The organism is Petrotoga sp. 9PWA.NaAc.5.4 (assembly GCF_002895485.1).
Lineage (GTDB): Bacteria > Thermotogota > Thermotogae > Petrotogales > Petrotogaceae > AZRK01.
The window spans coordinates 17,318-30,036 of the sequence record NZ_AZRK01000003.1 but is presented as its reverse complement, the minus strand read 5'-3'; the positions used below and the strand labels follow the sequence as shown (position 1 = coordinate 30,036).

At 31.8% G+C, this 12,719-nt stretch carries 11 protein-coding genes; 3 read left to right on the top strand and 8 right to left on the bottom strand.

Annotated features, from left to right (window positions below; genetic code table 11):
* Positions 1 to 90 precede the first annotated feature (90 nt).
* Complete coding sequence (locus X924_RS02890; protein WP_121957454.1) at positions 91 to 1,671, top strand: bifunctional aspartate carbamoyltransferase catalytic subunit/aspartate carbamoyltransferase regulatory subunit; 1,581 nt, start codon at positions 91 to 93, stop codon at positions 1,669 to 1,671.
* Between the two features lie 31 nt (positions 1,672 to 1,702).
* Here X924_RS02890 and murB read toward each other — a convergent pair whose 3' ends face one another.
* The 3 genes from murB to X924_RS02875 are packed head-to-tail and all read right to left on the bottom strand — an operon-like array spanning position 1,703 to position 4,229.
* Positions 1,703 to 2,626, bottom strand: coding sequence for a UDP-N-acetylmuramate dehydrogenase (gene murB, locus X924_RS02885; RefSeq protein WP_121957453.1), 924 nt, complete (start codon positions 2,624 to 2,626; stop codon positions 1,703 to 1,705).
* 17 nt (positions 2,627 to 2,643) lie between these two features.
* Complete coding sequence (locus X924_RS02880; protein WP_121957452.1) at positions 2,644 to 3,591, bottom strand: sulfotransferase; 948 nt, start codon at positions 3,589 to 3,591, stop codon at positions 2,644 to 2,646.
* A gap of 11 nt (positions 3,592 to 3,602) precedes the next feature.
* Complete coding sequence (locus X924_RS02875) at positions 3,603 to 4,229, bottom strand: HAD family phosphatase (RefSeq protein ID WP_121957451.1); 627 nt, start codon at positions 4,227 to 4,229, stop codon at positions 3,603 to 3,605.
* 533 nt (positions 4,230 to 4,762) lie between these two features.
* On the opposite strand from X924_RS02875, the gene upp reads away from it, so the two are divergent.
* Both upp and murJ read left to right on the top strand, forming a co-directional pair.
* On the top strand, positions 4,763 to 5,392 hold the full coding sequence (gene upp, locus X924_RS02870; protein WP_121957450.1) for a uracil phosphoribosyltransferase: 630 nt from the start codon (positions 4,763 to 4,765) through the stop codon (positions 5,390 to 5,392).
* A 74-nt stretch (positions 5,393 to 5,466) separates the two neighbouring features.
* Positions 5,467 to 6,954: a murein biosynthesis integral membrane protein MurJ gene (murJ, locus tag X924_RS02865; RefSeq protein ID WP_121957449.1), complete on the top strand. Its 1,488-nt coding sequence runs from the start codon at positions 5,467 to 5,469 to the stop codon at positions 6,952 to 6,954.
* Positions 6,955 to 6,981: 27 nt separating this feature from the next.
* Here murJ and X924_RS02860 read toward each other — a convergent pair whose 3' ends face one another.
* The 5 genes from X924_RS02860 to X924_RS02840 all read right to left on the bottom strand — a co-directional run bounded on the left by X924_RS02860 (position 6,982) and on the right by X924_RS02840 (position 12,464).
* Positions 6,982 to 7,971, bottom strand: coding sequence for an ABC transporter ATP-binding protein (locus X924_RS02860; protein WP_121957448.1), 990 nt, complete (start codon positions 7,969 to 7,971; stop codon positions 6,982 to 6,984).
* On the bottom strand, positions 7,961 to 8,950 hold the full coding sequence (locus tag X924_RS02855) for an ABC transporter ATP-binding protein (protein WP_121957447.1): 990 nt from the start codon (positions 8,948 to 8,950) through the stop codon (positions 7,961 to 7,963). Before X924_RS02855 ends, X924_RS02860 begins: the two co-directional genes overlap by 11 nt.
* Before the next feature lie 4 nt (positions 8,951 to 8,954).
* Positions 8,955 to 9,830, bottom strand: coding sequence for an ABC transporter permease (locus X924_RS02850; RefSeq protein WP_121957446.1), 876 nt, complete (start codon positions 9,828 to 9,830; stop codon positions 8,955 to 8,957).
* A gap of 11 nt (positions 9,831 to 9,841) precedes the next feature.
* Positions 9,842 to 10,849, bottom strand: a complete 1,008-nt coding sequence (locus tag X924_RS02845) for an ABC transporter permease (protein ID WP_121957445.1) — start codon at positions 10,847 to 10,849, stop codon at positions 9,842 to 9,844.
* Between the two features lie 109 nt (positions 10,850 to 10,958).
* A complete protein-coding gene (locus tag X924_RS02840; RefSeq protein WP_121957444.1) occupies positions 10,959 to 12,464 on the bottom strand; it encodes an ABC transporter substrate-binding protein in 1,506 nt (501 codons plus the stop codon).
* Positions 12,465 to 12,719: the final 255 nt, after the last annotated feature.

The following is a 12,719-nucleotide window of genomic DNA, read 5'->3' as shown; positions in this document are numbered from 1 at the left end:
TTAATAGATTCCTTTGTTTTTTAGAAAATAAGTGTTTTAATTTATAATTTTATAATGGCTTCAGTTCGAAATCAAAAAGGGAGGAATTTTATGAGTAAGCATGATTTTTTTGGAAGAAGTTTAACGGTTATGAATGACCTAACGATAGAAGAACAAATTTTTTTATATCAACAAACAAAAAAATTGAAGGATAAGGCAAAAAGGAAGGAAGATCTTAGTGAATTTCAAATAGAGAAACCTGTTGGTGTATATATCGTTTTTGTTGAACCAAGTACAAGAACTAAAGAGTCTTTCATAAATGCGGCTAAATTTCATAAAATGGCTAAGGTAAATATTTTTGATTCCGAACATTCTTCTTTTAACAAAAATGAAAGTTATGTAGATACTTTTAATATGCTAACAGGATATTCTGATTACTCAATATTCATAGTTCGGACAAAATTAGAAGGAGTATGTAAACTTTTGGACGAAAAAGTGTCTGATTACGCTTTGAGACATGGCTATGAAAAGCCTTCTTTCATAAATGCGGGAGATGGAAAGCACGAACATCCTACGCAAGAAATTCTTGACGAATTTACATTTTTAGAACAAATGAATTTTGACAATCACTTCATTCATATCGCACTTGTTGGAGATCTTCTTCATGGAAGAACTGTTCATTCTAAAGTAACAGGTTTAAAAATTTTTAAAAATGTTTTGGTAGATTTAATTGCTCCAAAAGAACTGAGTATGCCTCAACATTACGTGAATAAAATGATAGAAAACGGTTTTGAAGTACGTATATTTGATTCAATTGAAAATTATTTGAAACAAGAAAAGGTTGCAAAGATTTGGTATTTTACAAGGCTTCAGTTAGAAAGAATGGGAGAAGATATTTTGGAGAAAGAACATTTATTACGAAAAAGCGTGACGTTTAATAAAAATTTTCTTGATTTTCTACCAGAAGGCACGAAATTTTATCATCCGTTACCACGTCATAAGGTTTATCCAACTATACCTAATTTTCTTGACCCTTTACCTGTTAATGGATGGGAAAGTCAAGCTATAAATGGATTTTGGACAAGAATAATTTTACTTTCTATGTTTGGTGGGGCATTAAATGCTCCCTTTGACACGTCTATAAAACCTGTAGAAGTTAACGAAGAAGACTTCATAATCTCTGCCCCTATAACTCATGGCACAAAAGGAGTTCTAAAGGAAGGAAAACGAGGAATAAAACCCATAGAAAACGGGACAGTTATAGACCACATTGCAAAAGGTCAAAACCCAGATAAGATTTACGAGACGATTATGAAAATAAGGAAAATTCTAAAACTTTATGAGATAGATAGCGCAGACGGTATTTTTAAATCCGCAGACGGTAATTTTAAGGGATATATAAGTCTTCCGGACGTTTATCTTTCAAAAAAAGAAATCAAAAAACTTTCTGCAATATCTCCAAACACAACTGTCAATATTATAAAAGATAGCCATGTGGTAGAAAAATATAGAATAACGTTACCTCCGTTTATATATGGCTTCGAAGAATTAAAATGTAAAAATGAAAATTGTATAACTAACCCTATTCACAATGAAAATATCCATGTATCTTTTACAAGAGGAAAGAAAGATGATTTGATTTGTAATTATTGTGAAACTTCTCATACTTTCGAAGAAATATGGAATATATAAAATACATGATTTTTTAAAATAATATTTTTTGTTATTCCCAAATTTCTGGTTCCACTTCTAATTCAACATCATATTTTTCTTTTATAGTATTTTTTATAAAATCAATGAGTGCTATAACCTCTTTATAGGTAGCTTTACCTGTGTTTACTATGAATCCTGCGTGTTTTGTAGATATTTGTGCGTCACCTATACTGTAACCTTTTAATCCTAATTTTTCAATTGTTGATCCTACGTAAAAATTTGGAGACGGTCTCTTGAAAATACTACCTGCACTCGGTATATCAAGAGGCTGTTTTACCCATCTTTTAATAGAGAAATCTTTTATTCTTTTATCTATATTTTCTTTATTATCTTTTTTTAAAACGAGCTTTGCAGACAACAAAATATAATCTTTGCTTTGTAGTATACTTTTTCTATAGTTAAAGTTCATATCTTCTTTTTCAAAAATCTTTATACTTAAATCATTTAAATCTAAGACTTCTGCTTGCATAAAAACTTCTTTAATTTCACTTTCATAGGCACCTGCATTCATATAAACGGCTCCACCAAGAGAACCTGGAATGCCGCAGGCGAATTCAAGGCCCGAATAACCCATTTGAGATGTTAGTAACGATATAGAAGCAAGTGAAACTCCACATTCTCCTTCAACAAATAAAAATTCATTTGAAGATGAATTCATAAAATGTAAGTTAGTTAAATATTTAGTAGATAATACTAAAAAATTTAAATTATTATCGGCTACTATTAAGTTGGTACCAAATCCCAAAATTTTAAAAGGAATTTGATTTAAAACAAGTTCTTTCGCTGCGTTTAAAAAAGCCTTCTTTGTTTTTGGGAAAATAATATAAGAAATTTTTCCACCTACACGCATGTTGGTGTAATATTTCATCAACTCATTACTTTTTATTTCACAACCATTTATATATAGGTTTAACATAAGCTTTTCTAAGTTCATTCAACTTTTCACCTAACTCACGCAAATTCTTGTTCAAATTTATTACTCAATTTTTTCACCCACTCGGGTTCGTTTCCATATCCGAATCTTTGCATCAATTTTCCACAATGATTTTGCATAATGTTTGCCATTTTTTCGTCCCAATTTTTCCAATGAGAAATTTTATATCTATCGGCACTAGAATTTAATTTTTTATTTAGTAATTCAGGTTTAAATGTATAATTTCTATAAAAACCATCGTCAAACCTGCTTGAAAAATCTAAAAATTCTAAGAATTTTTTTTCTTTATCAGCGGTGATAAAAAGATCCTCATAACGATATACTTTGAAATTTTTTCTACCTTCCATAGTTTTCAATACAAAAGTATTAAGTTTATTATAATACCATGCGTATCTTTCGAATCGAGACATGGACTTCCACTTTTTGAAATATGGGTCGTCTTTAAAATGATAAGGTCTCATGCTCATTTCTAAGAAAGAAAGGTCACCCCATTTGTACAATAAGTATACAGGCGAACTTAAAGCTGATCTTATCCATGTTCTCGGATCTCTAATAATAAAAACTGTTTTACTATTTGGAAACACTTCTTGTAAAAGATCTATAACGCCATGCAAATGGTTACTCGATTCAACGTATATACTTTCTTTAGTTTCTTGTAATATTTGTTTTCTCAAACCTTTTATATATTCTTTTGTTTTCTCATCAGAAATTTTTCCAATTCTTCTATAAGTACTGAGTTTGCACATTGATTTAGACGGTAAAAATTGACCTACAGTCATTTGATAAAATCCAAATCTTTTTATATCTCTTGCCCACTTCTTCAAATCTCTAAAAAATACATTTGCAGGTTCGTGTACAGAAAAGCAGTCTTCTATCATTTGAGACAAACTTTTAGCTAAAAATTGAGTTCCAGTTCTTCCAGTGGAAGTAATAAAAACACAATGTTTATTAAAAATATCTTCCATACTAATCCCCCCTATTCTTTATTTGAAAGTGCCTGTATAAAGCTTAACTTTGGCTTCAATTCTTCTTTTAACATATCATGATTTTTGTAATGTATCGTATTTATACCAACTTTTTCAGCTGCACGAATATTTTCAACAGTATCGTCGATAAAAATTGTTTGTACAGGAATTAAATTGTATTTATTGAGTAAGATTTTATATATTTCAATCTCAGGTTTTATAAGTTTTACTTGATATGATATAACCATTCCATCAAAAAGATTAAAAAACGTATATTTTGAAAGAATTTCCTTGAAAGCTTTTTCATGAAAATTAGATAAAATATACAATTTATAGCCATTTGCTTTTAGTTCATGCAAAAGCTTTATATTTTCTTCAATAGGAAAAAGAAATTTATCCCAACTTTCTATAATTAAAGAAATTTCTTTTTTAAATTCAGGACTTGTCTTATAACATGCCTCTTGGAATTCTTCATAAGATAATGTCCCTCTGTCTAATTCTTTCCAGAAACTATTTTTAAAAACAATAGATTTTAGTTTATCTTTCAACATATCGTTTCCAAATAAATTATTTAGTATTTCGTCGGGATCAAATTTCACAAGAACGTTTCCTAAATCAAAAACGATGTTTTTTATCATTTATAATCACCCAATTCTCTTAAAAGTATTTAGCTGGAAAAATTCTCAGTACTAATAAGATTATAGCATATCAATATTAACTTTGAAAAAATAAAGTTTAAGGAAAATGTCAAGTTAGTCGTGGTAAAATAATATGAAAATTGTATATCGATAACAGTTAGTTTAGAAATGAAAATTTTTTAAAAATAAACTTTTGAATTTAAAGTGGGTCCAGGGCGAAGCCCTTCCCTCTCTCCTTAGCTACACGTAGTGAAGAAGTTAAAGAAATTCATATTTTGTAAGAATTAGATAGAGACTTTAGAAATGAAAATTTTTCAAAAATAAGCTTTTGGATTTATGACGGGTTCAGGGCGGAGCCCTCCTCTCTCTCCTTAGCTACACATAGCGAAGAAGTTAAAGAAATTCATATTTTGTGAGAATTAGAGTTGAGGGGGTATTTTTGAAAAAAATAAACGTCAGAACATTTATAGAATCTGAGTTTTATAATTTCTAAAGTAACTATATAAAACTAAATAGGAGGTGTTTTATAATATATGAATCATTTTCATATCGTCAAACATCCATTGATAAAGCATAAACTTTCTATCATGAGAAACAAAGATACAGGTCCTAAAGAATTCAGAGAACTTTTAAACGAAATTACTTTACTTCTTACGTATGAAGCTACAAGAAATCTTCAGACATTGGAAATAGATGTCGAAACCCCCATAGAAAAGACCAAAGGCGAAGTAGTAGAAGATAAAAAGATTGCTATTGTGCCAATATTGAGAGCAGGATTAGGCATGTTAGATGGAGTACTATCGTTGGTACCAAACGCAAGTGTTGGATTTTTAGGCGTTTTTAGAGATCCTGATACTTTAAAGCCTATAGAATATTACGAAAAGTTTCCAGAATTTGGTGACGACCATCAAATTTTCATATTAGACCCTATGTTAGCTACAGGGCATTCCATGGTACATGCAATAAAAGAAGTCAAAAAACATGGAGGTAAAAATATAATAGTCATGTGTTTAATAGCTGCTCCTGAGGGAGTAAAAGTAGTTGAGAGCGAAAACGATGATGTAGAAATTTATGCAGCCGCTTTGGACAAAAAGTTAAACGATAAAGCTTACATAATACCAGGATTAGGGGACGCTGGAGATAGATTGTTTAGAACTAAATAAATTAGAGATTTAAATACAAAATGCAGTCAAGATATTGGTTTAGAATAAATAAGCTAAATTTCGGGGGCAATTAGATGTCAAAGCTTTTAAAACATACATTTTTATTTTCTTCAGCAACGTTAATTAGTAGATTATTAGGATTACTAAGAGATGCTGCCTTTGCTCATTATTTCGGAGTTAGTGCTGAATATGATGCTTACCTTGTTGCTATCCTTTTACCTTTCTTTCTCAGACATATATTTGCAGAAGGGGCATTTTCTTCAGCCTTCATACCGCTTTTTAGTAGGAAAGAAGGTAAAGATGCCCAAATATTTTTTAGCACGGCCTTTTGGTTTATAGCTATTTCGACCACTTTATTATATATACCTGTTTTTATTTTCTCAGATAAAATTGTTTTGATTCTTGGAAGCGGTTTAACAGGATCACAAATTACTTTAACTTCATTTTTATTAAAGATAACTTATCCTTTTATCATCTTTATTTCTCTTTGGGCTTTGATATCAGGAACTTTGAACACGAAGGATATATATTTCATTCCTGCTTTTGCCCCATCTTTATCTAATATTTCAAGTATACTATTTATTGTATTATCTTCCTTTTTTGTTCCTAAAATACTTGGACCTGCTATTGGATTTACTTTGGGAGGTCTTCTTCAGTTTATATTGGTATTTTTTATGTTAAGAAAAATTAAATTCAGAATAACCTTTGATTTTAACTCTAAAGATTTAAAACAAATTTTAAACCTATTTGGCCCAGCTTTATTGGGGGTAGCTGTTACTACCTTGAACACAGTTATAGATACTAATATAGCAACATGGACAGGAATTGGTGGGGTTTCTACTATACAATACGCTCTTAGAATTTATCAACTACCCTTAGGTATATTTGCAGTAAGTGTTGCGAATGCTTTGCTTCCAAAACTATCCTTTTCTTCAAGTAAAGTGGATAATAAAGATTATGAAAAAAATTTAAAAGATAGCATTGAATTGACATTATTTTTCACTATTCCTGCAACTTTAGGTCTTCTTTTTTTAAATAAAGAAATAGTTGCTTTGATTTATCAGCATGGAAGTTTCACCTATCAGGATACTATAAATACCGCACAGGTTTTATTTTTTTATTCTTTAGGATTACCTTTTTATTCTTTGCATACAATATTTATAAGAACATTTCATTCAAAACTAAATACTAAATATCCATCTATTGTAGCAGTTATTATGTTACTTGTGAATACTATATTAGATATAATTTTGGCATTCAGATTTGGTGTTGTTGGTATAGCTGCAGCTACAGCAATTTCCGGAGTAGTAGGTATGTTAATGACAGGATTTAGCTCTTTCAAATATTTGAATATAAAAGATTGGCTCGAAATATTAAAAATCTTCGGAGCCAGCTTTATTATGACTTTATTTATAGTAACCGTTAGAGAATATTTTCAATCAAGGTTCATGATAATTGTACTTATAATTTTAAGCGCAATAGTTTATTTTTTGGGAGCTTATTTATTACGATCCAAAAAGCTTAATTCAGCAGTTAGAATAATATTTAGGAAAAATAAGTAAACAGGTCAGACTTAATTTTCTTACTTTTTACTCATACAAATGGCATGCCACTGTTTGACCTTCAACTTCTTTTAGTAAAGGGTCTTTGAGTTTACATATGTCTTTAACAAAAGGACATCTTGGATGGAATCTACATCCGGAAGGAATATCTACTGCGTTTGGTACTTCGCCTTCCGGTATTATCCTTTCCTTTTTTGATTTAGGGTCTGGTTCGGGTACAGCTGATATTAAAGCTTGTGTATAGGGATGCTTGGGTGTTATATATATTTGTTCAAAAGTTCCCAATTCTACAATTTTTCCTAAATACATTACAGCTATCCTGTCACATATATATTTTGTAGTTGCCAAATCATGGGTTATGAAAAGATAGGTTAGGTCAAATTCCTTTTTTAAATCTATCATTAACTTTAGAAGCTGTGACCTCACTGACACATCGAGCATGGCAACGGCTTCATCGGCAACAACAAATGAAGGTCTTAATATTAAAGCCCTTGCAATAACTACTCTCTGCCTTTGACCTCCAGATAAATCTCTTGGATATCTTGAGAAATATTCTATAGAAGGCGAGAGTTGAACTCTCTCCAACATTTCAAGAACAAGCTTTTCCTTTTCAGCTTTATCTTTGCCTATATTATGAATTTGTAAAGGGTGCATAACTGCTTCTCCAATTTTCATGTGAGGGTTTAATGCTGCCAAAGGATCTTGAAAAATTATTTGAATATCTTTCCTAATCTTTCTTAATTCTTTTTTTGAAAAAGTACTGATATCTTTTCCTTTAAAAATAATTTTGCCTTCACTGGGATCTTCTAATCGTGTTATTAATCGACCAGTTGTGGTTTTACCACTTCCAGATTCACCGACTAATCCAATTGTCTCTCCTTTTTTTACTTCAAAATCAATTCCATCAACAGCTTTAACAAAATTAGGTTTTTTACGAGTTAATACTTCAGCAACTGTACGTTTTAAAGGAAAATATTTTTTTAGTCCTTGTACTTTTAATATAATGTTATCTGACACTTGAATCACCTACGTTTTTTTCTAAGTCATTATGTTTTTCAAAAAGCCAACAGTTCACAGTGCTTTCTTCTACAAAAAAATTCGAAGGTTCTTTTTCTTGACAAATAGACATTGCAAACTCACATCTTGGGGAAAATTTACATCCACTTGGAGGATTAGCCAAATCTGGAGTATTCCCAGGTATATACTTTAATTCTTTATCGTTTATATTGGTGTTTGGGATAGATTTCAAAAGTGCTTTAGTATAAGGATGTTTCGGTTTATAGTAAATATTTTCTTTAGAGGACATTTCTACCAATTTACCAGCGTACATCACTCCTATTTTGTCAGCAAGTTGAGCAACAACTCCTAAATCATGAGTTATTAATAACATTGACATTTGATATTCGTTTCTTAATCTTTTAATTAACTCAATAATTTGAGCTTGTACTATAACATCTAAGGATGTTGTGGGCTCGTCTGCAATAACAAAACTTGGTTTTAGAACTAATCCTAAAGCAATCATTACACGTTGTCTCATACCTCCGCTGAATTGAAAAGTGTACTGATTCATTCTGCTTGGTTCTATCCCAACTTCTTTTAATACCGCAGCTCCCATTTCCATGGCTTTTTTTGTTGATATCTGAGGAAAATGGGACTGGACTATTTCTATAAATAAATCTTTAACTTTCATGATAGGATTGAGAGAGGTCATCGGATCTTGAAATATCATAGTAATATCTCTTCCTCTTAACTCACGCATTTGTTTTTCATTAAAATTAACAATATTTTTACCGTTTATAATAATTTCACCGTATAGCTGAGCATTCAAAGGAAGAATTTTCATTAAAGCTTGTCCTAAAGTGGATTTACCACACCCAGATTCACCAACAAGTCCTAAAGTTTCACCATCTTTAATCTTAAAACTAACATCATCAACTGCTTTGATTGTATTTCCATCACTTTTGTAATAGACTTTTAGATTTTTTATCTCAAGCACAGCATTACCTTCTTTCTCTAATTGTAGGATTCAACATTTCATTTAATCCCTCACTAAACATTGAAAACCCCAGAGTTACAGTTATAATCGCAACTCCCGGAAATGTCAAAGCCCACCAAGCGCCGCTTAAGATAAACCTTTGTCCGTTACTTAAATCAAATCCCCAGTCAGGAGTTGGGGGAGCTATTCCCAAACCCAAAAAACTTAAACCTGCCTCTGTCATTATTGCATCAGCTAAGTTCATAGATAAGACTACAACAACCGAAGGCAAAACGTTTGGTAAAATATATCTACTCAATATGGATAAGTTTGAGGCTCCAATGGCTCTTGCTCCATCCACGTACAGTTCGTTTTTTACAGAAGAAACCTGATTTCTTATCACTCGAAAATATGTTGGAATGTATACTACAGCGATAGATATCGCAATATTCATAATACCTGGCCCTAAAAAAGCAGCAATCGCAATAGCTAAAATTAAACCAGGAAAAGAATATATTGCATCCATAATTATCGACATTATTCTATCAAAAATACCTCCAATAAATCCCGATAGTAAACCTAAGGGTATTCCCACTATTGAGGCTATTCCTACAGAAACAAACGCTATAGTAAGAGCGATTCTAGCACCGTACACTACTCTACTAAAAACGTCTCTACCAAGATTGTCCGTACCAAACCAAAATTCGTTATTAGGAGCTGTTAATGATTTTCCAACTCTCTCGGTAGGATCATAAGGAGAAATTTGGTGAGCAAAAATAGCAATAAAAATATAAAAAATTAAAATAACTAAACCTATAAAAGTAAGCCACGCATTAAAGCCTTTAAACAAATGTGACATACCTTTGCCCATTTTTGATGAAACGAACTTATAATCTTCCATTTATATCCTCCTTAATATCTAACTCTTGGATCTATCAGTGCATTAATTATTTCAACTATTATATTTATAACAATTACAAAAATAGCAAAAAATACAACCGTTCCTTGAATTGCAGGGAAATCTCTATATCTAATTTTCATGATCAAATAACTACCAATACCTGGCCAAGAAAAAGTAGTTTCAGTTAAAACAGCCCCTGCCATTAAAAGTGCCAATTGTAGTCCCATAACTGTAAGAATTGGTACTAATGCGTTTCTTACAGCGTGTCTATATAAAATCTTATTTTCGGGTACTCCTCGAGCTTTCGCAGATTTAACATAATCGGAAGTTAAAGTAAGTATGGTGTTGTTTCTAACCATTCTTAAAAATATGCTTGAAGTAACCAATCCTAAGGTAATTCCTGGCAATATTAAATGTTCAAGAACATCCAAAAACGCAACCCAATTTCCTCTAAGTAGAGAATCCAACAAAAATAGACCTGTGATACTTTCAAAATCAACAGTTGCACTGATTCTTCCGGCTATCGGAAGCCATTTAAGTTGCATGCCAAATATATATTGCAACATTAAACCGAACCAAAAGACTGGTACAGAATACATAAACATTGAGAATCCTCTTGCCGCAATATCTACGGGTTTATCTCTTTTTTGAGCTGCTTTTGATCCCCAAAAAATACCTATCAAAACGGCTATTATAAAAGCGAAGATGGTTAATTCTAAAGTTGCAGGAAATCTTTCAAGAATCTCATCTAAAACCGGCCTTCCAGTCATTGTCGATGTTCCAAAATCTCCTTTCAATAACCCTCCTAAATAATCAAAAAATTGGACTATAATAGGCTTGTTCAAACCCAACTCAGCTCTTCGAGCCTCTATAACTTCTTGAGAAGCCCTTCCGCCTAACATCGCTGCAACAGGATCACCCGGCATAATTCTTATTACTACAAAAATAACGACAAGAAGTACAAATAACATGGGGATAGCTAATAATATTCTCACTATTATATAATTTCTTAAAGACAAGAAAATCACCTTTCTTTTTATAAACTTCATTTACTTTAAAATTGCCCCGATAATAATATATCGGGGCAAAAAATACGACATTTAAAATGAGAAAGTAATTAAAATAAAATTATTCTTTATACAAAAGATAATATCTAAAAACTTGAGATGGTTCTAACAAAATACCTTTAATGTTAGTTTTTGCGGCAACGGTTTCTACTCCTTGCCAAAGTGGAACATAGGGAACACTTACCGCTAAATCTTGTTGAACTACATGATAAAGATCGGTTCTAGCTTCTTGGTCGTTAGACACCCTTGCTGCTCTCATTACTGCTTCAATGTAAGGATTTACATAAAAACTTCCCATAGATTTTGCTCCACTTTCTGACATAAATGGCCACAAATAATCGTCGGGATCTATATAATCTGGATACCATCCTAACAAAAACATGCCCATGTTGCCGTTAAGGAAATAATCTACGTAAGTTGCCCACTCAGCGTACTGCAAGCGCACATCTATTATCCCGGTTTTTTCTAAAGATTCCATTAAAACTTGAGCAACATCTGCTTCTGTAGTACCATAATGTGTAGGTGAATACCAAAGGTCTATAACCAATTTGTTCCTTTCATTGTAACCAGCTTGATATAAAAGTTGTTTTGCTGTTTCCACGCTACCATCTTGAAAAACGTCTTCATGACTCCACATTCCCATTGGAACAAGAGAATATAGAGGAGCAGCCATATTTTGGAATACTTCTTCTACTATTAAGTGTCTATCTATAACTTGAGAGATTGCCTGTCTAACTAAGGGATCATTGAAAGGTGGTTTTTGTACATTGAAAACAACCATTCTTACTTGAGGACTCTCACCTTGAATAACTTGTAGATTTTTAGAATTCTTTAAATCTAATATGTCTCTTGGATCAAGATGTCTGAACGCTATATCGATTTCCCCAGTTTCTAAAGCCAATCTTAAAGTTGAAGCATTTTCATAAAATTGAATTATGATTCTGTCTGTTTTTGGTTTCTGGCCAAAATATCGTTCATTTGTTCTCAAAGTAATTCTGACATCCCTTATCCATTCTGTTACTTTATATGGTCCTGAAGAAGAAGGAACGCCGTCATAGAATTTGTCCGCAGGAAAAACCTTAGGGTTAACTGGCCAAGCAACTGTATAACCTAAAACTGATACAAAAGCAGAAAAAGGATACAATAAAGTTACTTTAAATGTGTAGTTGTCAACAACCTCTGTTGATTTCACCACATCAGACAACAAAAACGCCGGATCTCCACCCAATTTTATAACTCTATCAAAAGAAAATTTAAAGACATTTGCGTCGATAGGGGTACCATCTTCAAAAACTACGCCTTTTTTAACATGAAAAGTATATTCTAATCCATCTTCTGATACTTCCCAACTTTCAAATAAATTTGGAACAATCTCCGAAGAATTTACCTTGTAATCAACTGGACCTGCCAAAACGTTTTGTAAAATATTGCTGGAAAAATAGTCATAACACAAAGCTGGATCTAAGGTTCTTATTTTGTCTGTAGTTCCAACAACAATAGTAGATTGCGCCAAAATTCCAACAAATAACCCAACCAAAACAAAAATGCTCAATAAATACTTTTTCATATAACCCCTCCTTGTATAATAATACCTACTCACTTTAGAAATTCCAAAATCTTTATTATATATATGTTTTAGCGTTGATTCTTTTACAAAATACCTCCCCACTTCTAATCCTTACTAATTCCTAATTTCTTTAGTTTCTCGGTACTTGTACCAAAGGAAGGGGGGAGAGGGCTCCGCCCTGGACCCATTTTAAAGTCAAAAGCTTATTTTTCGAAAATCTTCATTTCTAAAGTCTCTATAATAATACCCACTTTA